This is a genomic window from Chishuiella changwenlii (assembly GCF_900142565.1).
Taxonomy (GTDB): Bacteria; Bacteroidota; Bacteroidia; order Flavobacteriales; family Weeksellaceae; genus Empedobacter; species Empedobacter changwenlii.
This window is the reverse complement of sequence record NZ_FRBH01000005.1, coordinates 182,729-203,773: the sequence shown is the minus strand read 5'-3', so window position 1 is coordinate 203,773 and position 21,045 is coordinate 182,729. Positions and strand designations below refer to the sequence as shown.

The window sequence follows — 21,045 nt, the reverse complement described above, 5'->3', positions numbered from 1 at the left end:
GAAACCCGTAATTGCATTGGATTTCCTTTAATAATTAATTCTCTAATTCATTATAGAATTTAACTATGTCTTTAATTGATTCAGTGAAATTATATATATCATCTATTTTAGATAATTCACTTTTTATTTCTGCTTTATTCTCATTAAAAATTCCTATTTGCAATCTTCTTTCAGTGAAATATAAGCGACAAATAGGTTTTCTATTATTGTCATCAAATAAAATTGCAAAATACGACTGCGCGTCTCTATAATGGATTTTTTCGGAGGGAGCAACAGCTGTTGAAATTGCTTTTACTATAGCAAAACCATCTAATTCATCTTGAGTAGTAATAATTTTAGTATCATTAAGCTCTTCAACTTCATGTTCTTCTTGTTTTATAGTTTCTTTGCTTAATGCTGTCTGTAGTCTATTTGTAACAATTTCACTAAAATGTTGATTAAATGAATTTTTCACTAAAATAGTAAACTGTTCTAATACTTTCTGAGTAATTATAGAAGGGTAAATTTGTTTAGCAAAATGTCTTACAAAATCTGGACTTGGATTATTTAACTCTTCATTTATTAAAACTTTAAGCTCATTAGTGTATTTTAAATCACTAGCTGTATTAACTATTTTTTCAAAATCAAATTGTGATTTATGAAACTTACGTAGTTCTTCTATCTGATTATCCTTTATATGAGTTATGTCAAAACTAAAAAAAGGTTTTTCATCCATTTTATTTTGTTCAACTAAATCTGTAAAAAATTTATACTCTATACCATTTGTAAGTATTGCAAATTTAGCTTTTGTAGTGTGAAAATATCTAAACAATTGTGATGCATTGTTTATTGATAATTGAGCTGCGTGATGTTTACATTCAATAAGAATTATTGGTTCACTATCTTGCATTATAGCATAATCAATTTTCTCACCTTGTTTTATACCTAAGTCAGCAGTAAATTCAGGTACAACTTCAAAAGGATTAAAAACATCATAACCCAGTTCTTTTATAAATGGCATTATAAAAGCATTTTTTGTAGCCTCTTCAGTATTAACTTGAGGCTTTAATGCTTCAACTCTTTCTCCTATTTTTTTAATTAATTCTTTAAATTCCATAATATTAATTTTGTAACAAGATTAATATTTATAAGAATTTAAACCTTACGGTTTTCCATAATAATAGAATGTTTTAGTTTATGATATAAAAAAAGCTCCTACTGGAGCTTTTTATTTATATAATTAATTTTTATAAATATCTACTTGTAATCAGGGTATGAAACATTAAACTCATCGTTAACCTTCCATATTACACCATCTTTTGTTTCAAATCTAATTATTGATTATCCATTGCATAACATATTCTTTTTCCCCTGTCGAATCATCTATTGAATTATCAATAATTGAAAATCCTTGACTTTTATAAAACTGAACAGTTGGTTCGTTTTTACAATAAACTTTTAGTTCTAAATTATTACGAATACTTTTTACAAATTTCATCAATTCTTTTCCTACACCCATTCTTTGGTTTTCAGGAGATATAAATATTGATGCTAAATACTGATTTATTAAAGCGACAAATCCTATTATCTCCCCAGACTTTATAATAACATAATTTTCAGATGAGGGTAAATATATAGTTTCCATTGCTTCTATATTTTCTTGCCAGTATGCTAAAGGAATAAAGTCATGCGAAATTACAGAAGCTTTATACCAAATATCAACCATTATTTTAATGTCCTTATGTGTTGATTCTCTAATTGTAAAATCCGTTCTAATATTTATCATAATTAAGTTATTCTTTGATCAGAGATCTATTTTTAAAACATTTAAATCTCTTTTTATGTTGTTTATTTACCTTTTCCATTGTAAACATCTTCTCCAAGATTATTATTTACGTTTTTAATCTCCTTAACGGTTCCATCCATAAAGGTGACTTTCATATAAGTAATTACTAAGTAAGAAATAACATCATTTACATCATAAAAAAGATTATTAAATTCAACGCTTGAAAATTCATCGTGTTTTAAAGGTCCAATAACTCTTGGTCTAACAACAGTTTTTCCAAAATAATCAGACTGAGCGTCACCAACTTGATTATAGGAACGTACGGTTAATTCTATATATTTAATTGTCTTCTTGTATCCATTATAGAATTGTAAATCAAGACCAAAAGCATCAGAATAATCTTCATATACATATTCTTTCGATGTAATAATTAATCCTTTCTTTTGATAGTTTTCATACTTCCTAATCTCTTTATCAGATTCTTTTATAATTAAGCTTGTGATAATGTATTTAGCAATATTTGTTCTTAATTCAGCACCTTTATCTTTACTTCTTCTTAAATACTCTCTTTCAAGTATATTTTCTGAATCGTTTGAAAAATCTTCTTCTTTAATGTAAATAGGATTTTCATAATCATCTTTTAAAAAACCTTTAAAAATTCTATTAGGAATATATTCTACAAGCAAAACAGGTGTAGGTTCTTCTACGTATGTTGCATTTTTAGAATATAAATCTTTTGCATCATTTAATGAACGGTAGTACTTTCCGTATGTATTTATACCACTTATAAAATAAGTAGAGTCGTTCAATTCTCTTTCTTGAGCAAAAGAAAAATTAAATATTAGTAAGAATGTAAATAGTATAAGTTTTTTCATATAGCTAAATTAACATTTGTATATGTTTTATAATTACGGTTTTCCGTATTTACAATTGTTTTCGTTTAATTTTTCCTTTTACTATAAACGGTTATTTAACTACTTTTCCGTTTTCTACAACTATTGAATCAAAAAGACTTAATTTGTATTTGCCATCTTTAGCTAGTTTGTCTCCTATGAAAGCTGAATCACCAATTTCATATCCAGTATTTAGTTTTGTTTTAATAATTAATTTATCTCCACTCAATGTAAGAAAATTTACAATGTTTTTAGTTTTCTGTATATTTTCTGAAGTAGGATTTAAATCGAATACCTCATTTCCTTGTTTTAAAACTTTTTCAAGTAATTCGTTGGTCTTTTTTAACTCGTTAGATAAAGCATTTTTGACTGCAGAATAAATTATAAAATAAGATATTATTAATGATATAATTGCAGATATTATAAAGATTCCTTCCATGTAGTGTTATTTTTTGTACAATTATAAAGTGTTTCAATCAAATAAACTTACGGTTTTCCGTATTTACAAAGCTAGTTTCTTACTATGAGTTGAAGCTACAACTTGAAATAAAGCTGTTACCATTGATATAGGAACCTCTTCGTAATCTGGGTAATCAAATTTATCTTCATCTAAAGGTTTAGGTATAAGAACAAGGTTTTTATTTTCTTTATCTCTTCTTACTTTTTTAATAGTTCTTAAGTCGTTTGATGTTACAACAGCATAAATTTCTCCTTGAGGAAAATAGTTTTGCCATTCTGGAACCTCTCTTAATCCTAAAATATCATCATTTCCTAGTTCTTTAGACATAGATTTTCCAGAATTCTTAATTGCAAACTGTGCATTATGAAATTCTGGTAAGTAAAAATAATAAGAAGGTGTTATAGTTTGGTCATTAAAAATTTTAGTGAAACCAGAATAAAAATCTACATCATAAAAAGGAATCTTTTTAATAGGCAACTTCTCTATTTCTTCAACTTCTAATTCTTCAACGTCAGTTTGGTCATTCAACATATTACCTTGTCCAGTTTCTATCCATTTTTTATTAATTATTGGATACTTATCAACTAATTTATTAAAAAAACCTTCAGTTTGATATTTTTCAACTCCATTTAAAATAGCTGATAAGTTAGGTTGAGGAATTTCTATTATTTTAGCTAACGCAGTATTTGTTTTTATTTTATAAGTAAATTTAATATATTCTACTATATTAATTATTCTTTCTGTTATATTTATACTATTATTTATAGTATTATCTTTTTCTTTCATATATTTGTATGAATTAAAAATTTATAGTTATGGTTGAAAAAAGTATTAGTGAAGAGGTGCGAATTACACTTAAACATGAAATTAATAACATAAAATACACTTCACTATTAAATAAAAATTCTCAATTATATAGAGAAAAATCAGAACTTAAAATTGAGAATGAATTTTTGCTTTTCTTATTCTTTTCATCATTGTTTGTAAATTTTCTATTCCTTCTTTATTTCCTAAAAACATTGGTTTTAAGCTAACTATTAAGCCTAGCGCTTCGTCTAATTGGTAGTTGTTTTTAAAATCAATACCGTTTTGACTGTATTCCATCAAACCTTTTAAAACTCCGTTTTTTAAAATATCATTACGATTGTGACTCAAGCTTATTAAATCATATCCGTATTTAATAACCTCATAATCCTCTTGCTTAGCCATAAAATAATTAAATAAACTTTCAGCAAGTAGTATTCTATTTAAATCGATTGAATTAGCAATACTCGACATATTGCTTAAAGTTTCATCTTTTTCTTTTTTAAAATTAAATAACGCGAAAATTTGCCAACCTACTAAAACAGAGGTTAACAACGCTAATATTCCTACTAAAATAGCCATCCAGTCTGTTTTCATAGGTTCAGATCTAACCCAACTGATGCTTAATGCAATTAATGATACTATAATACTTACTACGCTAATCCATCCAGAATTATTTTTTAAAATTTTATTCATCTTAAATAATTATTAATCAGTTTGTTGTAAAAATTACAATATTTTATACTAAAAAATATAGTATAAAATATTGTGTATACTATAAATTATAGTATATTTGTAAAACAAAATACAACTGGGTACAAAGTTACTCAGTTGACAATAAACAAAAGTAACGAAAATACCTTAAAAAATACGTAAAAAACACGCCATATGGAAAAAGGAAGAAAGCTAAGTAAGATTTATGAATCATTTGAAAATGGTATAGATCAAATTAAGACTAAAGATTCTGTTTCTTTTAGAAAAGAAGTTATGAAGCAGCTTTCTATTTCATCTAATACTGCTTTTTACAAAAGAATAAAAGGACATAGAGGTCATTCATTAGCAGAAGTGGCAGCTATCAATAAGTTATTTGAAAAGTTTGGAGTTACTGAAAATATATGGTCAGAACCAACTCCAGAACCAATACCTATAACAGAATAAAGAAACATACCCGAAACATACTATAAAATGGAAGTAGAATTATCCCCTAAAGAGATACAGGTTGCAAGATTATTAGCTAAAGGATTATCTCACCAAGAAGTAGCGGACAAAATACATCGCTCGAAGAGAACTGTCGAATCTCACGTAAGAAGTATTTACGACAAAACAAGCATAAAAAGAAGGTTAGGAGCATTAACGCTCTGGTTTATCCAATCACCTTACAACATAGCGGTTTAATCTTAACCAACCTAAAAACGAAAACAAGGATATCAGTCTAGGGACTTTAAATATATGAAGCGTTCTTTTTCAATTAAATCAATAAATAAACAAGGTCAATAATTCTTTGATTCTTCTTCTGGCGTAGTGCTATTTTGTTCTTCTTGCGGGTTAATTCCTTCTATTGGCGCAAATAATAAGCTATACTATTCTTTTGGCGGATAAAATAAAGAAAATGAAATAATGAAGAACCTTTAAAATAATGATTATCGAAAATGAAAACTTCAATCAAATTAACTACCGATTACCTATTGAAGCGTTCTTTGACATTACTGGGATAAATAATAAGAATCATTGTTAACTATATCATGTTAGATGAGTCAGCACTTTGTAGAAGTAGTATTTACTAAACCAAACAAAGAAGTGCGAGGGGATAATCTTTGAAGCATCCGTATTTATATTATTTATCAAAGCGCCATAAGGGGCGCTGTATAGTACCTGTTATACATCTTACTCTTATTTGAAAGTTAAGCAAGTTCGAAACTTGGTAAGATGACAAAATCAAATCAAATAGCTTATGAAAAAATTAATTAGAAAAATCAGAAGATTCTTATTTCTGAGTAATTCGAGATTACTCAGTCAAATAAAAGTATTTCAATTTTTGGATGAAAAAGATGGGCTTACTAAATCAGAAAAGAATGGAATGATTTGGTACTTTAAGAAAATGCTACTTAAGGATATAAGTAGATTTGGTCAAATAGACGAAGTAATTGAAATTTTAAAGGAATCAGAAAAAGAAAGAAAGGAAAAAGAAAAAACCTCCGAAGAGGTTGAAAATTAAAAGTTTGCTCTACTTAATTTATCATCTGTAGTCTCAGTAGAATCTTCTTTATTATCTCCTTTTTTTGAAATAAACTTAATATTGACTTTAATCTGATTATTGGTATTAGCATTATAAAGCAGAACCCATTTATTCAAATTTTCATCTTCACTAAGGTTGTTATTGTCATTTAAAAACGCGCTAATTACGAAGTTAGTTTTATTGTAAGTAACAGTATCATTTAATTGATAATTCATAACGTATATATTTTATTGTTGTTTTTACAAATATATACAAATTCCTGATTGGCAAGCTTCAACGTTCGAGCCGTTGACAGGAACAAATTATTAGGGCATAAAAATATAAGTAATAATCCAAAGAGATTATTAATTTTTAAATAAAATATTTATAACTAAACGTTTATAAAAAATAAAATTTAATCATAAGCCTAAAAATTCAATTCCACTTTTCCTTAAAGGTTTTATAGTAATTTTTCCAGATTTAACCTGGTAACTTGATGTACAATATTTTAGGGTTTTAAACTTTTCTAAAGTTTCTAAAACTTCAGAATCTTTCTTACTGAACCAAACAGATAGATCAGATATTGTAGTACAATAAGGGCTTTTAATTTCATTCGCATCATGAATGAACTTAAGCAAAGCTTTTTCGAAATCCATAATTTATTTTTTAAAAAACAATTACCATAAATATACATTAAATTTTAATTGAAACCCAATGATACAGCCAAAAAATATCTAATCTATAAAATAATCGAAATGAGTTTAGTACAACAATATCTTGAAGATAAACCTTATTTAATAAGAAGTGATTTTCCAAAAGTTTTTGGAATTGACTACAGAACCTTTGAAAATTATTATGTAATGGCTCCAAAAAATGATGATCGTAGAATCTCAAAGATGAAAATTGAGATAATAAAAATTCCAAAAAATAAAATGGTAAAAAAATTATTTAAAACTAATCAAGTGATTGAATTTTTAGCCTTACACGGTGTCTATCCAAGAAAAGAATTTAAAACAAAAAAAGCTTCTGTGTCGGCAGAAGCTTAAATATTAATACAAAAAAACATGAAAAATAAACTTTCACGCTTCGTAGTAAAAGTACTAAAAATTTTTCAACGAAAAAAAGTAGTTGAAAAACTAAAGGAAGATTACAATACTTCAATTATTCAAAGCATCAAAGATGAAATATTAATTCAATTGTGGAATAATGGTTTTCCTAACGAAGCAGTTGATTTATTTGAGAATGGTGAAGTAATGACAAAAGAAAAATTTGATCATGATATACAAGTCTTTTCTTTTTTACTTCTAGTAGTCTCATTCGCCTTTACTCTAATTAAAATTGTTTTCTAAATGAAAAGATTAAAACGTTTTATTGATAATTACTTTGACATGATGGTTAAAGTAATCTTTCTTCTAGCAGCACTTTCTTGCGCAATTATGCTTATCGCTTTTTCAATCGAATACTTAAAAACTGTTTAGATGAAAAGAAAAATTTACATTCCAAAAATTGGAGATCCTGTATTTGACTTTATGCAGATTAAACCAGAAGCGATTAGAGTAATTGATGGAGAATTAAGAGTGGTTTTTACTCTTGTATGTACAGATCCGAAATTCAAAGGGCATAATTTTGTTTTAGGAATTAACTTCAATTACAACGATCGTGCGATAGATGAGCGTTTTCCAAATTATTATTATACTGAATTAGATTCAGTTCATAGTATTGAACTTTACAATTCCGACATGGAATATGAATACAATGAGTTTACAACTAGCAAAATACTTCAAATTGCTAAAGCTGTAATCCCTAGAAAATACAGAGAAATATTAACTGTAAAAAACTATGCGTAGCACTAAAAAGAATCTTAATAAGCAAAAAGAAGAAATAATTAAAAAGAAATCTGGAAGTACTTCTTTGTCTTATGAAGATAAAAAGGAAAATAAATCTGCTGCAGAATTGGCTTTAATTAAAGCTAAGAAATTAAACCGTCCTGTCCAAAGGATCTCTACAAAAGAAGCGGTTAGAAATTCACTAAAGCGTGAATTTAAACTAAAACACATCTAAAAAAATACCCGAAACAATGAAAAACATAATTTTAAAATCATTGGAGTTAATAAACTTCAAAGGCATTTGTCATGCAAAATTTGACGATTTAAATGAAAAAGAGAACTCTTTTTTTGGTAAAAATGAAGCAGGAAAAACAACATTATTTAATGCTTTTTTATGGCTTCTTTTCGGTAAGGATTTAAATAATCGTAAGGATTATGAAATCAAAACCTTAGATTCGGAAAATAAACCAACAAAAGGACTTAATGCAGAAGTACACGCTGTTTTACTAGTAAACAATGAAGAAGTAACTATTTCTCGTATTTACAAAGAAAAATGGAAACCTATTAAAGGAAGTGAAGATAAAGTGTTTGATGGTCATGTAACTGAATTAATCTTTAACTCTGTACCAGTCGCTTTAAAGGAATTTAATTTAAAGATCTCTGAAATAGTTAAAGAGGATCTTTTCAAATTAATTACTAATCCTCTTGCATTTGAAGCTTTAGAATGGAAAGAAAAAAGAGCTGTTTTAGTTTCGATTGTTGGAGAATTAACGGACAAGGAATTATTTGATTCAGATAAAGATTTTAAAACACTTGAATCAAAGCTATCAAACAAAACTTTAGCTGAGTACGATACTCAATTAAAAGCTTCCATTAAGAAATCTAAAGAAGAGAAAGAAGATACTCCAGCTCGTATCGATGAGTTAAAACGTTCTAAAATTGAAGAAGTTGATTTTGATTTAATTGAAAGTCAAATTTCAAATAAAAAGACTTTGATTGCCGATATTGATTCACAGATAGAAAACTCTGGTAAATCGGTTCAAAAAGTAATTGATGCTAACACTAAGGTACAACAAGAAATACAAGCATTAAATTCTCAAAAATCTGAGATAGAAATTAATTTAAGATCTAAAGCAAAACAAGAATGCTTCGTTGATACTTCGAATATTGATGCTTTGAAATCTAAGTTGAAACTTAAGGAAAGCGAACGTGATGATTATGCTAACAATAGAAGTAAATTAAATTCTGCAATTGTTGATTATCAAAAACAAATTGAAATTCTTCAAAATAAAAAGAATGTTTTAGTTGCGTCTTATAACACTGAAAACGCAAAGCAGTTAATTTTTAATGATGGAGATTTTATTTGTCCATGTTGTTCAAGGTCTTTTGATGAGTCTAATATCGAAGAAAAAAAGCAAGAATTAACCTCTAAGTTTAATTCTGACAAAACAATTTCTTTGCAATCAATTATTAATGAGGGTAATCAAGTTAAAGAACAATTAGAAGTCAGTAATAATACTTTAATTTCTTATCAAAATAAACTTGAAGAGCAAAAAGAGTTTATTGATAAATTGACAAATGAAGTTATTTCTATTGAAGACCAAATCCAAGCTGAAACAAATAATCTGCAATCTCCTAAAAACGAACAAGAAGTTTATCAAACATTAATTACTAATGATGCACAAATTTCAAAACTTAACATTGAAATTTCAACTCTTCAATCGAAAATAAAAGAAGTAAAACAAGCAGATGTTTCAGAATTAAAACAGCACAAACAAGCACTTCAATCTGAAATTGATTCACTAACTGAAAAGAAAGCTAGCAAATCAGTTAATGAGAACCTGGATAAACGTATCGAAGAATTATCGTCAAGAGAAAAAGAACTTTCTCAAGTAATTTCTAATCTTGAAAAAGAGCAGTTTATCATTGAAAGGTTTAAAAAAGTAAAATCTGAATCAATTGAAAAATCTGTAAACAATTTATTTCAAACTGTAAAATTCAAATTATTTGATGAGCAAATCAATGGTGGTTTAAATCCAACATGTATTGCATTAATTGATGGAGTGCCTTTTCAAGCTGCTAATACAGCAAGCCAAATCAATGCTGGATTAGATATTATCAATACTCTTTGTAAAGCAAATGAAGTAACAGCACCAATTTTCATTGATAACCGCGAATCTGTAACAGAATTAATTCCTACAGATAGTCAGATTATCAATTTGGTTGTTTGGAAAGATTCAGAATTGAATTTAGGATGTCCGAAAGTTGATGGAGAATTAATTAACCTTGATTAAATAAATGGAAAAGATTTTAATATTAGATATTGAAACAACAGGGTTTTTACAATCTGGAGGAAAGATTGTAGAGGTTGGAATTGTAGAGTTAGATTTATCAAACGGTGAAAAGAAAATCATATATGATGAAGTTTGTCACGAAAAAGGTATAACACTTCAAGAAGTTGAGAATTCATGGATAACTAAAAACTCAACTCTTACAGTAGAATTAATAAGACATTCTAAAGCTCTACATGTAATTGCTCCAGATATTCAAAAAATACTTAATGATTATCCTGCAGGTGCAACAGCATTTAATAATTCTTTCGATTTTGGCTTTCTTGAGCATAGAGGTTTTCAATTTCCAAAAAAACTTCCATGCCCAATGAAGTTATCTACAAACATTTGTAAGATCCCATCTTCTAGAGGTTATAAATGGCCAAAGGTTGAAGAAGCTCATAAATTCTTTTTTGGTGATGTTGGCTATATAGAACAACACCGTGGAGCTGATGATGCATTCTACGAAGCAGATATAGTTTATGAATTATATAAAATGAATGTGTTTAAAATTAATTAACCCAAAAACAAAATAAAATGTCAGAAAATACACAACAAGTAGCGAAAATAACAAACGCAATAGCGACAGATGTTTTAAATAGCGTGAATAAAAGAATGGAATTAGGAAGCTTGCAACTTCCAACCGATTATAGCGCAGCGAATGCACTTCAAGAAGCTTATTTAATGCTTAGTGAAGATAAGAATAAACCATTAGATAAATGTTCGGTAGGTTCAGTCACAAAAGCCTTATTTAATATGGCTACAAAAGGCTTAAATCCTGCTAAAAACCAATGTTACTTCGTTCCGTATGGAAATGAATTAAAATTATCAGTTTCTTATATTGGAAATATTGCTTTAGCAAAAAGACTTGGAGGTGTTAAAAATATCAAAGGTCAAGTGATTTATAAAAATGATGACTTTAAATTTCAAATTAATCCTAAAAGTGGGCGTAAAGAAATTATTAGTCATTCACAATCATTAGAATCTTTAGAAGGAGGTGAGATAGTTGGAGCTTATGCAATTGCAGAATTCAATGATGGAACTTTTGATGTTGAAATCATGACTATGCCACAGATCAAAAAAGCATGGGAACAAGGAGCAATGAAAGGAAATTCTCCAGCGCACAAAAATTTCCCAGATCAAATGGCTATTAAATCAGTAATTAACAGGTTAACAAAAATTATCAATGGTAGTTCTGATGATTCATATCTTAATGATGATAATGAATCAAACAAAGTTAAAGCTGATGTAAAATCTGAAATAAAACAAAATGCTAATTCACAACCTCTAGATTTTGAAGAAGCACAAGTTGTAGAAGAGAATAATATTGTTGATGTTTCATCTGGATCTGAAGAAACACAAGCAGAAATTTTTCCAGATGAGGCTCCTTTTAAAGATTAATGCAACTCAAAATACTAGGTACGGGGAGTAGTGGCAATTGCTATATCCTAGAAAATGAAAATGAAGCCCTAATAATTGAATTAGGACTTCATTTTTCCAAGATAAAACAATCTTTAGATTTTGATTTAAGTAAAGTTGTAGGTACTTTGATTACACATGAACATGGAGATCATGCGGGTGAAAAAGGAAAAGGAATTAAAGATGCTTTAAGTAATGGAATTAAAGTTTATTCAAGCGCAGGAACGTTCAGAGCTTTTGATATTAAACATCATAATGCTAACATCATCCAAGCAAAAAAATCTTTTCAAATAGGAAACTTTAAAATACTTCCTTTCAATGTTCATCATGATGTTAATGAGCCTTTAGGTTTTTTAATTGAGCATGAAGAAACAGGACGTATTTTATTTGTTACAGATACAACATACATCGACTATACTTTTCCGAATCTCAACAATATCATCATTGAAGCAAATTATTGCGAAGATATTATCAAAGAAAAACTAGGTAGCTCTTGGCAAAGTGAGTTTTTGAAGAATCGAATCTTAAAATCGCATATGTCCTTAAATACTTGTAAACAAACATTATTAGCTAATGATCTTTCGCAAGTACAGAAAATAGTACTTATTCACTTATCAGATAGCAATTCTGATGAGCGAAAATTCAAAAAAGTAATCGAAGAAGCAACTGGGAAAATCGTCCATGTAGCAAACAATAATCAAACTTTAGATTTTAATAAAAATCCTTTTTAGATTATGAAAAACCACACTTTAAATTTTATGCTTTGGATGTTACATATTCAAAGTATTCGCTACACAAACTCAGAAGCTATGAGTAGAGTAATTGAAAATTTGAATAGTTATGATTTATCAAACAGAAAATGCTCTACAACGGCATAGAGCAATTGATAAATTCAATAAACTACTCGAAAAGAAAGCTACAATAGAAATTATTGAAAAGAAGCCTAAAAGGACCTACAAGTAAAATCGTTATTTGCATTTAATCTTAGGTTTCTTTTCTCTTGAAACTGGATATACTCTTGAAGAAACAAAACAAGAGATATTTAAGAAAATAGTCAATCCTTCATTATTCTACGAGGGAGAAGTTGGCGAAATAGTACCAATACAAAGATGGAGAAGTTCTGCTTCTTTAGATATTTCTGAAATGATAACCGCAATAGAAAAATTTAGAGATTATTCTAGTAGTCAAGCTGGTATTTATTTACCTAGTCCAGACGAAAAGGAATTTCTAAATAGTATTGAAATAGAATTAAAAAACAATCAAATAGTTTAAAAACAATGTTAGATTTAAAAAACGCTTATATAGAATATTTAGCTCTTCAAAAAGTAGGGCATAAGGTTAGAGAGGAAGCAAATATATTTGCTGAACAAACTACTGAGTTTGACGAATCAAAAGAAGAACAATTAGTTCCATTTTTGTTAAACCCATTCAAAAAGACTCTTGAATTAAAACAATTCTCTCATCATACCGAAAGATTAGAATTCAATAAAATGTATAATTTCTGCAAACAATTGTTTGATGAAGAAATCGACTTTATTGATTTTTCTCAAGAGGTCTTAAAGCATTTATTTGAAATTAGTTTACATCCACAAATTAAAAGTGGTGAAGTATTTACTGTGCAATTAAATAATGTTGTGCTTGATGGTATTCCTTGCAATGGGATTGGTATTTACAAACTAGAAAACAAATCAAAATTCTTGCGATTTGATGAAAGTAAATCCATTGACTACAATGTTCTAAAAGGTTACAAACTTGATAAACTAGATAAAGGTGTTTTAATCTTAGACACTTTTCGCGATGATGGTTTTAGAGTTTATTCGATAGATGATAAAAATGTTGAATCAGAATTTTGGACTAAAAACTTCTTAGAAATTACTTCTGTTACAACTCCTGCTTTCCAAACAAAGAAATTTATTGAAGCAGTAAAAGACTTTGCAGAAGATATTGTTCTTGATAAAACTGATAGAAAACAGCAAGCTGAATTCATTGAAAATACCATTGTTGATTTAAGTGATAATGAATTTATGAATTTAGAAATCATTGATGAAACTCTTGGAGATTATAAAAACGATTTTCAAAACTACCTGCAAGAACATAAAGTAGACCCTAATTTCGAAATAAGCAATCACACTTTAATTTCTGAATCAAAAAAAATAAAGTCAGAATTAAAACTTGATACAGGTGCAAAAATCAATTTAGACTTACAAGTTCCAGGTTGTTCTACTGAAAATCTTGAAAGAGGTTATGACGAAGAAAAGAAGATGTTTTTCTATAAGGTATATTTTAATTCTGAGCAGTAATATATGAAACCATTACTCTTAAAATCAATTCACACGATTATCACTTCGGTATTAATCGTGTTTTTCTTAACACAAACAATCAAAATTACATTAGAATGGTAGAAGATTTAGAAAAGTTGAAAACCCAAATACAAGCAAAAGGTTTTAAAGTTGAACATTACGAAAGCCCTATGCAATTTAATATTATTGTACAGTCAAAGAATGGGCAACATTGTTTTGCTCGAATATTTACTGGAGTAAACACTAGAGAACGCTTTATAATAAAAAATGAAGCTTTTGAGAAATTAAAAGAGCTAATTAGTCAAAATTAACTTTATGGCTAGTAAAAATACATTTTACTTTAGTCACGATGGTGGCGCCAGGAATGATGATAAAATGATTGCTGTGCGAATGAAACATAAAGCAGAAGGATATGCGGTTTACTTTATGATTTTGGAGAAAATGCTTGAAAGTTCCGATTATACAATATTCAAAGATTACAATGTTCTTGCATTTGATTTTAGAGTTGGTTCAGATTTAGTGAAATCAATAGTTGAAGATTTTGGATTATTTGAATTTACTGATGATAATAAATCTTTTTATTCAAAAAGTTTTCAATCCAGAATGGAGCCACTTGAAAATTTACGTAAACAACGAAGAGAAGCTGGGTTAAAATCTGCTGAAAAAAGAGCAAATTCAACAAAAAATCAACAAAATTCAACGGTCGTTGAACGGTCGTTGCCTAAAAATCCAACAAAGGAAAGTAAAGTAAATAATAATACTAACGTATTATTAGAAAAAAACAAACAAAAAAAGGAAATCGAAAATTCAAATTTTGAAGAAACTCCAAATTCAACTTCCTTTAAAAACTTCCAAGAAGAAAAAGAAAAAAGTTCCGCAAAAAAAGAAAAAGAACTTGATGGGGTTAAAAATTTCCTTGTTGAAAACGGAGCTGATTATACTGACGTGTCTGAGTGGTTCAAGAAACGAATCGAAGAAAAAAAAGCTACAACAAGATATTTTGCTGAAAAGTTCACAATAGAATGCAAGAAGAGTAATATCACGGTTAAAGATGCAGTCTATGCATGTGCTTTCAATGGTTGGATAAACTTCAATCCTCAATGGGTTTTAAATCAACAAAAATCAAATTCTAAAACTTTAAAAAATGGAATCAAGGAATCAGAATCAGATGATATCATTGTCGGGAGAGTCAATGTTACAAAAACAGAAAGCTACCTTGAAAGTCGTAGAAAACAAAGAGAAATGGAGTCCTCTGGAAATTTTGAAACGAACTTATGATTTTCCAATAATCAAAGATTGTGAGAAAAACGATGTTTTAAATCAAATTGAAAGTTTTGTTTGTGCAGATGCAACATTGAGAGGAGTAAAAGACGAGAATATGCCACAGGGTGAACTTCTGGATGATATTTCTGAAATGATTCGATTAAGATTCTGGAAGCTTTCACTTGAGGAAATTGAGCTTGCTTTAAAATTGAATAGATACGGAATGTTTGAAGAAAAATCAGAGCATTATCAATTCATAAATGCTGAACTAATTTCTGAAATTCTTAGCAAATACTGCAAATGGAAGTTTAAAAAAGCAAATGAGCATAATCTATCAAGAACTCCAGAAAGGCAAATTGAAGTTAAGCCAGACCTTGAAAAAATCGAAAAAGAATTTCTTGAAACGATTTTAAGCGAAATTAAGGCTAATAAAAAGTATAGATATATTGATTGTCATCTTTTACTTAAAGATGTTCCAAATCGATTTAAACCAACTAAAAAACAATATGATTTATTATTTGAACAAGAATCAAATTTTCTAAAACTTCAAAATAATAAAAAATTAGAAGATAAATCTGATCGATTAAAACTTAAAAAAATCATTCAAAATCAAAATTCATCATTTGAAGTATTAGTTAAACAAAGAGTTTATAATGTAATAGTTTGTAATTGGTTATATAATACTAAAATTAAACAATAGAAATGCATTTTACAGCAACTTTTAAAGAAAAAGCCATTCAAGAAATGTGCTTACGTGCTGGATATCCAAATGTATCAGCATACGCTTCCAAAATTGGAGCAAAAGAATTCGCAAGAAAACGCGAGAAATTCTATGAAGAATTTTATACAGAAGAAAATGAAAAGTATAAAATTTCTAACAGTTCTGAAACTGTGATAAAATATAAAGATCTTCCAGAAAAATTAGAACTTATTTTTCAATACTTAACCGAAAATCCTGAATCAAGAATTTATAAGGTTGAAGATTTATTTTCTTTTTCAAGATCATATTTAAATATAATTTCAAAACTCGGTTACATTAAAAATAATGGAACAAAATACAATCCTCTTTTTACAGTAAATAGGAATAATAAATCTACTTCTGAGATAATTGCTGAGGTAAGAAATTATGCTAAGATCAATCAAAGAAGAAATAGATTAAATGAAGCAAAAAGAATTGATAATGGTGAGTAGTATGCGAATAATATTAGAACTAGCACTAATACTTAGTGTTCATTTTAGCTTTATTTTATTTCTCTTCTATGTAGCATTTAAAAAAAATGTAAATGAAGATTGAAGATAAGATAAAAGTAGGTTCTGACTTTTCTGGAGTTGGAGCATTCGACCAAGCATTATTGAGATTAGGTATTGATTACGAAACTGTATTTGCTTGCGATATGGATAAATATGCGAGAAAAACATTTATTCATAATTATGGAGAGCCAAAATATTATCCTGAAAATGTATATGATCGAGAAATACCAAAAGACAGTTTAGATATATATATGACTTCTCCACCTTGTCAAGCATTTAGCTTAGCCGGTAAAAGAAAAGGTGAAGATGATAAAAGAGGTATTTTGTTTTATAATTCTCATGAGTTCATTAAAAAGAATAATCCTCGCTATTTTATTTTCGAAAATGTCAAAGGATTGTTGAGCGATGACAACGGAAAAACTTTTGCAAGGTGGATTGATTTACTATCTGGTAAATCAGTAAACGGTAATCCGGTTATTTTTCCTAATGAAAATTCAGCACCATACCATGTCTATCATAAGGTTTTAAATGCTAAGAGTTTTGAAGTTCCACAAAATAGAGAACGTGTTTTTATTATTGGTATTCGAGATGATGTAGATAATATATTTTCATTTCCTAAAGAATTTACATTAGTAAAAAGACTCAAAGATGTTTTAGAAGAAAATGTTGATGAAAAGTATTATTTGAGTGAAAAACTAATAAACTTATTTATTAAGCATACTGAAAAACATAGAGCTAAAGGAAATGGTTTTAAATTCAAAACAAAAGATTTAAATAATATAGGTCAGGCAGTTACCACTAGAGCAGGTACTAGACCTGATGATAATTATATTAAAGTAAATTCTGCAACATCCAAAGGTTATGAACTAGCACAAGTAGGAGAAGATTCTATAAACTTTGAGCATCCAAATTCAGAGACTAGACGTGGACGTGTAGGTGTTGGTCAAACTTTGACAACAAGCTGCAATCAAGGAGTTGCAAAAAGTAAAGATATAATCCGAAAACTTACACCTCGTGAATGTTTTCGTTTAATGGACTTTCCAGACACTTTTGATTTTTCTGTAGTTAGCGATTCACAAGCTTACAAACAAGCAGGGAATTCAATTGTCGTGAATGTTTTATGTGAAATAATTAAAAAACTATCATTAACTAACTAAATCAAGGAAAATGAAAAAAGTAAAAATTGAGATTGAAGTATATTTTATTTCAGTTCAAATATTCGAAAGAAGAAAAAAATTAGGTCTTACGCAGCTTGAACTAGCTAATAAGTTAAATATTTCTAGAGCTTCAATATCAAACATAGAGAAAGGTAGACATGATATTAGTTTAGAAATGCTTGAAAAATTATGCAATCTATTCAAATGCTCATCAACTGATTTATTAGGATTTTAAAATCAAGTAAAATGAAAAAAGAAAAGCCACAAATCAATGTGGCAAAAATAAAATTATTTTTTTTTGGGAGTTACTTTATCAGTTTCCTTAACAGTTGTTTTAGGATTTTTTTCTGCGTACTCCTTTTTAACATATTGACCGCTTTCAGCATCTCTATATCTTACAACTTTTTTAGCCATAAAAAATAAATTAAAAGTTAATTATAAAAATATTAATTCATTTCCATTAAATATTACGGAAAACCATAAAGCAATAAATATAGAAGCCGCCAAATTCATTAATCAAAAACAAAACAAATATGGAAGATTTTAAAAACAATGTAGAGAACGGAGCAATTAAATTAACTCCAACTGAATGGCTAAAAGAATTAGCTGCTATTTTAGAAAAAGAAGGTTTTAAAGGAGATAATGAGTATCAAATTTTAAATGAGATAGATGTTTTTGAAGCATTAAAAGATGGTTATGAAGAATGTAGCACTCCTCAAGAATATGTGGAAGAAAATTATTATGAATAAAATAAGCGGGATAAAACCCGCTTTTGAAGGTAAAAAACAAAAAATATGGAGTACACAGAAGAAATGGACATGCCTACACCTTGCGCACATTGTGGTGAAATATTCGATTTAAATGATGGTTATGGATCTGATAAATGGTATAAAAACATTGTAATATGTGAAAAATGTCACGAATTAGAGCAAGAAGAAATTGAAGAAGATGAAAACCGTGAGGAGCTTAATATAGAAGTTTCTAACGCTTTGTTCTCTCTTGATGAAAAAGAAAATATTAAAGACATTCTTTCTAAAGAAAATCAAGAATTGATATTAAAAATTGCTGAAAACATAAAAAAAGTAAAATAATGGAGTACATGGAAAACAAAATGAATGATTTGATTACAGGTGCAAATCTTCAACAGAATTTAAAAACAGGTATAGAATTAATCGCTGAAGAAAGACAAAAGCAAATTTCAAAGCATGGTTTTACGGGAGAGCATCATGCAAATCATCCTGAATGGTACGATCAAGGACAGTTATTATTAGCAGCTAAAACCCTTATTAAAGTTGATTTGAAAGACAATGTTTATTATCCACTTAATTGGGATCATACATGGTTTTATAATTTATGTCGAAGAGATTATAAAGAGAGATTAATTATAGCCGGAGCATTAATAGCTGCTGAAATTGACAGACTTCAAAATGAACAATCATGAGAGAAATACTAATTCTTCTTCTTCAATTTCCTAAACTGTTCTGGTATTACAAAATTTGGATCACTCCAAATACCAATTTTCTTTAATTTAGCTTTATTTTCTAAATCTATTAACTTCATATCTTTTGAGTATTTTCGATATACAATTGCTAATCCTTTTTTAACAAGCTCTGCTGAAAGATATTTATTATTGTAATATACTTTTCCAATACTTCTACCATATCTATCTACGCTTGTAATTTCGATTTCAACTGTTTTGTTCCAAACAGCATCATTTGTAAATTTTGTTGCCTTAGCGGAGAAATTTTGTCCTTTTTCTGGACAATCAATTTCAGCTAATCTAATGCGTATTTTTTCTTTTTTATTATTTAAAACTTCAATAGTATCTCCATCAATTACACGGGTTACTTTATATTGAGAAAAACAAAAAGACGAAAGAAGTATTAATAGTAGGGAATAAAATTTTATCATTCCGCGAAGGTAAAAAATAATTAAAATAAAAATCCACTCGAATATGAGTGGATTTTTTTAATATTTATTTTACAATAAAATTAATTTTCTTGGTGTTAGAAGGAGCTACAGTCTCCCAACTTCTTTTGTAATCAAATTGAATTGTACATTCTCCTTTATCACCAGCCATAACTGTATAAACATTCTTAAGAGGTGAACCTACAGTACCGTCATTTTGATTTTCTACAGTAGATTTATTAATGATTTTAATATTACAATTTTCAGGTTCAGTTGTAAACCAATCATAACCTGTAGAAGGGTTAGCTGATACTTCAAATTTTAATTGCTGACCAACATTCAATTTAATAGTTTGTTCATTTTCAATTGTGTCTAAATTAACGATTTTATCCTCCTTAGAGTTTGTAGCACATGCAGTTAATAATATGGCCTGACCAATTATTAGTAATACTTTTTTTGTCATAACTTGTTTGATTTGATTAGTTTAACTAAAATACTATTTATTATTCAATAATATATTCAAAATATGAGCCAATTGTAAAGTATTTAATCCAACTGTAAACAAATAAAACTAAATGGATGTTAAAATATTGAAATACAATAAAATAAATCTTTAATAAACTTGTGTTATTCAACAATTTTTTAATCTTTGAAAAGAAGTTATCTAAAGGGGTTATGTAACTAATTGTCTTTTTTATTTTGAACATTTTTACCTCTTAAGAAATTAAGAGGTTTTATATGTTTTTAATCGGAATAGATCCAGATGTTGACAAAAGTGGTTTTGCATTAATTCATGAGAAGAATTACGAATTACTTAACCTAACGTTCTTTGAACTTTTTGAAAGATTTAATAAGCTTAAAAATGATTACCCAACAGAAGAAATAAGAGTATTTATTGAATGTGGATTTTTAAACAAATCTAATTGGCATAAAATAAATAAAGGATCTGCTTCTGTAAATGCAAATATTGGTAATCGTACTGGGAGAAATCATGAAGTTGCTTATAAGCTTATTGAAATGTGTGAGTTTTTAAATCTAACTTATTTCAAGGTTAAACCAACTACTAGAAAAAGAGATAGTAAAGAATTTAATCTCATTACAGGAATAAGAAAAAGAACAAACCAAGAACAGCGAGATGCATTCATGTTGATTTATGGTAGATAGTTTAAAATTGGTTTGGTAGCTCAGATGGTAGAAGCGTTGGACTGAAAATCCAAAGGTCAGAGGTTCGAATCCTCTTCATTCCACAATTCTTTCATTGAAAGAGTTTTCGGGTATTAGATCAGTGAAGTTTAGTAGCTGATCTTTCTTTTAAAGAATTTAATTTATTAATAATAAGGCGCAACAATGAGGCAGTTATTAGCAAAGCGCTAATTAATTGCCTTTTTTTTATTCATGAAAACAGTAGAAGTAAATAGATTTAACTCTGAGAATGTTCAACATTTTCTAATACC

34 protein-coding genes are annotated in these 21,045 nt (G+C 28.1%); 23 read left to right on the top strand and 11 right to left on the bottom strand.

Annotation, left to right across the window (positions count from 1 at the left end; genetic code table 11):
• Window positions 1–34: 34 nt before the first annotated feature.
• From BUA86_RS07375 to BUA86_RS07350, 6 genes are all read right to left on the bottom strand, one after another.
• Entirely contained in the window at window positions 35–1,096 is a 1,062-nt protein-coding gene (locus BUA86_RS07375; protein ID WP_072931275.1) for a type I restriction endonuclease, read from the bottom strand.
• 213 nt (window positions 1,097–1,309) lie between these two features.
• The gene (locus tag BUA86_RS07370; RefSeq protein WP_072931273.1) at window positions 1,310–1,765 is read right to left on the bottom strand and encodes an N-acetyltransferase; all 456 of its coding nucleotides are present in this window, start codon (window positions 1,763–1,765) and stop codon (window positions 1,310–1,312) included.
• 62 nt (window positions 1,766–1,827) lie between these two features.
• Window positions 1,828–2,640 carry a hypothetical protein gene (locus BUA86_RS07365; RefSeq protein ID WP_072931270.1) on the bottom strand — a complete coding sequence of 271 codons (813 nt, stop codon included), beginning with the start codon at window positions 2,638–2,640 and terminating at the stop codon, window positions 1,828–1,830.
• Between the two features lie 91 nt (window positions 2,641–2,731).
• Entirely contained in the window at window positions 2,732–3,097 is a 366-nt protein-coding gene (locus BUA86_RS07360) for a hypothetical protein (protein WP_072931268.1), read from the bottom strand.
• A gap of 63 nt (window positions 3,098–3,160) precedes the next feature.
• The gene (locus BUA86_RS07355; RefSeq protein ID WP_072931265.1) at window positions 3,161–3,904 is read right to left on the bottom strand and encodes a S24 family peptidase; all 744 of its coding nucleotides are present in this window, start codon (window positions 3,902–3,904) and stop codon (window positions 3,161–3,163) included.
• Between the two features lie 147 nt (window positions 3,905–4,051).
• Window positions 4,052–4,618, bottom strand: a complete 567-nt coding sequence (locus tag BUA86_RS07350) for a hypothetical protein (RefSeq protein WP_072931263.1) — start codon at window positions 4,616–4,618, stop codon at window positions 4,052–4,054.
• 192 nt (window positions 4,619–4,810) lie between these two features.
• On the opposite strand from BUA86_RS07350, the gene BUA86_RS07345 reads away from it, so the two are divergent.
• The 3 genes from BUA86_RS07345 to BUA86_RS07335 all read left to right on the top strand — a co-directional run bounded on the left by BUA86_RS07345 (window position 4,811) and on the right by BUA86_RS07335 (window position 6,137).
• Entirely contained in the window at window positions 4,811–5,080 is a 270-nt protein-coding gene (locus BUA86_RS07345; RefSeq protein ID WP_072931261.1) for a hypothetical protein, read from the top strand.
• A 27-nt stretch (window positions 5,081–5,107) separates the two neighbouring features.
• Window positions 5,108–5,317: a response regulator transcription factor gene (locus BUA86_RS07340; protein WP_072931259.1), complete on the top strand. Its 210-nt coding sequence runs from the start codon at window positions 5,108–5,110 to the stop codon at window positions 5,315–5,317.
• A 556-nt stretch (window positions 5,318–5,873) separates the two neighbouring features.
• Window positions 5,874–6,137 carry a hypothetical protein gene (locus BUA86_RS07335; RefSeq protein ID WP_072931257.1) on the top strand — a complete coding sequence of 88 codons (264 nt, stop codon included), beginning with the start codon at window positions 5,874–5,876 and terminating at the stop codon, window positions 6,135–6,137.
• Here BUA86_RS07335 and BUA86_RS07330 read toward each other — a convergent pair.
• Window positions 6,134–6,373: a hypothetical protein gene (locus BUA86_RS07330; protein WP_072931256.1), complete on the bottom strand. Its 240-nt coding sequence runs from the start codon at window positions 6,371–6,373 to the stop codon at window positions 6,134–6,136. The genes BUA86_RS07335 and BUA86_RS07330 overlap by 4 nt on opposite strands.
• A gap of 183 nt (window positions 6,374–6,556) precedes the next feature.
• Complete coding sequence (locus BUA86_RS07325; RefSeq protein ID WP_072931254.1) at window positions 6,557–6,793, bottom strand: hypothetical protein; 237 nt, start codon at window positions 6,791–6,793, stop codon at window positions 6,557–6,559.
• Window positions 6,794–6,892: 99 nt separating this feature from the next.
• Between BUA86_RS07325 and BUA86_RS07320 the strand changes: the two genes are divergently transcribed.
• The 16 genes from BUA86_RS07320 (at window position 6,893) to BUA86_RS07245 (ending at window position 17,918) form a co-directional block, all read left to right on the top strand.
• Window positions 6,893–7,183 (top strand): hypothetical protein, encoded by a 291-nt coding sequence (locus BUA86_RS07320; protein WP_143147261.1) that lies wholly within the window; start codon window positions 6,893–6,895, stop codon window positions 7,181–7,183.
• An 18-nt stretch (window positions 7,184–7,201) separates the two neighbouring features.
• On the top strand, window positions 7,202–7,486 hold the full coding sequence (locus tag BUA86_RS07315) for a hypothetical protein (RefSeq protein WP_072931249.1): 285 nt from the start codon (window positions 7,202–7,204) through the stop codon (window positions 7,484–7,486).
• 129 nt (window positions 7,487–7,615) lie between these two features.
• Window positions 7,616–7,984, top strand: coding sequence for a hypothetical protein (locus BUA86_RS07310; RefSeq protein ID WP_072931247.1), 369 nt, complete (start codon window positions 7,616–7,618; stop codon window positions 7,982–7,984).
• Window positions 7,977–8,198, top strand: coding sequence for a hypothetical protein (locus tag BUA86_RS07305; protein WP_072931245.1), 222 nt, complete (start codon window positions 7,977–7,979; stop codon window positions 8,196–8,198). Before BUA86_RS07310 ends, BUA86_RS07305 begins: the two co-directional genes overlap by 8 nt.
• Window positions 8,199–8,214: 16 nt before the next feature.
• On the top strand, window positions 8,215–10,257 hold the full coding sequence (locus BUA86_RS07300; RefSeq protein WP_072931243.1) for an AAA family ATPase: 2,043 nt from the start codon (window positions 8,215–8,217) through the stop codon (window positions 10,255–10,257).
• A 4-nt stretch (window positions 10,258–10,261) separates the two neighbouring features.
• On the top strand, window positions 10,262–10,813 hold the full coding sequence (locus BUA86_RS07295; protein WP_072931241.1) for a 3'-5' exonuclease: 552 nt from the start codon (window positions 10,262–10,264) through the stop codon (window positions 10,811–10,813).
• Between the two features lie 17 nt (window positions 10,814–10,830).
• The gene (locus BUA86_RS07290; RefSeq protein ID WP_072931239.1) at window positions 10,831–11,694 is read left to right on the top strand and encodes a RecT family recombinase; all 864 of its coding nucleotides are present in this window, start codon (window positions 10,831–10,833) and stop codon (window positions 11,692–11,694) included.
• Window positions 11,694–12,443 carry an MBL fold metallo-hydrolase gene (locus tag BUA86_RS07285; RefSeq protein WP_072931237.1) on the top strand — a complete coding sequence of 250 codons (750 nt, stop codon included), beginning with the start codon at window positions 11,694–11,696 and terminating at the stop codon, window positions 12,441–12,443. Before BUA86_RS07290 ends, BUA86_RS07285 begins: the two co-directional genes overlap by 1 nt.
• A gap of 241 nt (window positions 12,444–12,684) precedes the next feature.
• Window positions 12,685–12,984, top strand: coding sequence for a hypothetical protein (locus tag BUA86_RS07280; protein WP_083580321.1), 300 nt, complete (start codon window positions 12,685–12,687; stop codon window positions 12,982–12,984).
• A gap of 5 nt (window positions 12,985–12,989) precedes the next feature.
• Window positions 12,990–14,012: a nucleoid-associated protein gene (locus BUA86_RS07275; RefSeq protein WP_072931235.1), complete on the top strand. Its 1,023-nt coding sequence runs from the start codon at window positions 12,990–12,992 to the stop codon at window positions 14,010–14,012.
• 95 nt (window positions 14,013–14,107) lie between these two features.
• Window positions 14,108–14,323, top strand: coding sequence for a hypothetical protein (locus BUA86_RS07270; protein WP_072931233.1), 216 nt, complete (start codon window positions 14,108–14,110; stop codon window positions 14,321–14,323).
• A 4-nt stretch (window positions 14,324–14,327) separates the two neighbouring features.
• Window positions 14,328–15,290, top strand: a complete 963-nt coding sequence (locus BUA86_RS07265) for a Lin1244/Lin1753 domain-containing protein (RefSeq protein ID WP_072931231.1) — start codon at window positions 14,328–14,330, stop codon at window positions 15,288–15,290.
• Window positions 15,229–15,975 carry a hypothetical protein gene (locus BUA86_RS07260; RefSeq protein ID WP_072931229.1) on the top strand — a complete coding sequence of 249 codons (747 nt, stop codon included), beginning with the start codon at window positions 15,229–15,231 and terminating at the stop codon, window positions 15,973–15,975. Before BUA86_RS07265 ends, BUA86_RS07260 begins: the two co-directional genes overlap by 62 nt.
• 2 nt (window positions 15,976–15,977) lie before the next feature.
• On the top strand, window positions 15,978–16,466 hold the full coding sequence (locus BUA86_RS07255) for a hypothetical protein (protein ID WP_072931228.1): 489 nt from the start codon (window positions 15,978–15,980) through the stop codon (window positions 16,464–16,466).
• Window positions 16,467–16,558: 92 nt separating this feature from the next.
• Window positions 16,559–17,683, top strand: a complete 1,125-nt coding sequence (dcm, locus tag BUA86_RS07250; protein WP_072931227.1) for a DNA (cytosine-5-)-methyltransferase — start codon at window positions 16,559–16,561, stop codon at window positions 17,681–17,683.
• Window positions 17,684–17,693: 10 nt separating this feature from the next.
• Complete coding sequence (locus tag BUA86_RS07245; RefSeq protein ID WP_072931226.1) at window positions 17,694–17,918, top strand: helix-turn-helix domain-containing protein; 225 nt, start codon at window positions 17,694–17,696, stop codon at window positions 17,916–17,918.
• A gap of 53 nt (window positions 17,919–17,971) precedes the next feature.
• Here the strand turns inward: BUA86_RS07245 and BUA86_RS16340 are convergent, their stop codons facing one another.
• Window positions 17,972–18,097 carry a multidrug transporter gene (locus BUA86_RS16340; RefSeq protein WP_072931225.1) on the bottom strand — a complete coding sequence of 42 codons (126 nt, stop codon included), beginning with the start codon at window positions 18,095–18,097 and terminating at the stop codon, window positions 17,972–17,974.
• A gap of 119 nt (window positions 18,098–18,216) precedes the next feature.
• Between BUA86_RS16340 and BUA86_RS07235 the strand changes: the two genes are divergently transcribed.
• Genes BUA86_RS07235 through BUA86_RS07225 form a run of 3 tightly spaced genes read left to right on the top strand, consistent with a single transcriptional unit; the run spans window position 18,217 to window position 19,124 of the window.
• Window positions 18,217–18,432 (top strand): hypothetical protein, encoded by a 216-nt coding sequence (locus BUA86_RS07235; RefSeq protein WP_072931224.1) that lies wholly within the window; start codon window positions 18,217–18,219, stop codon window positions 18,430–18,432.
• A gap of 45 nt (window positions 18,433–18,477) precedes the next feature.
• Window positions 18,478–18,774, top strand: coding sequence for a hypothetical protein (locus BUA86_RS07230; RefSeq protein WP_072931223.1), 297 nt, complete (start codon window positions 18,478–18,480; stop codon window positions 18,772–18,774).
• Between the two features lie 8 nt (window positions 18,775–18,782).
• Complete coding sequence (locus BUA86_RS07225; protein ID WP_143147260.1) at window positions 18,783–19,124, top strand: hypothetical protein; 342 nt, start codon at window positions 18,783–18,785, stop codon at window positions 19,122–19,124.
• Window positions 19,125–19,132: 8 nt separating this feature from the next.
• On the opposite strand, the gene BUA86_RS07220 is transcribed toward BUA86_RS07225, so the two are convergent.
• Both BUA86_RS07220 and BUA86_RS07215 read right to left on the bottom strand, forming a co-directional pair.
• On the bottom strand, window positions 19,133–19,594 hold the full coding sequence (locus BUA86_RS07220; RefSeq protein ID WP_072931222.1) for a thermonuclease family protein: 462 nt from the start codon (window positions 19,592–19,594) through the stop codon (window positions 19,133–19,135).
• A 64-nt stretch (window positions 19,595–19,658) separates the two neighbouring features.
• Window positions 19,659–20,054: a protease inhibitor I42 family protein gene (locus BUA86_RS07215; RefSeq protein WP_072931221.1), complete on the bottom strand. Its 396-nt coding sequence runs from the start codon at window positions 20,052–20,054 to the stop codon at window positions 19,659–19,661.
• Window positions 20,055–20,329: 275 nt separating this feature from the next.
• Between BUA86_RS07215 and BUA86_RS07210 the strand changes: the two genes are divergently transcribed.
• A complete protein-coding gene (locus tag BUA86_RS07210; protein WP_072931220.1) occupies window positions 20,330–20,755 on the top strand; it encodes a hypothetical protein in 426 nt (141 codons plus the stop codon).
• The last annotated feature ends 290 nt before the right edge of the window (window positions 20,756–21,045 follow it).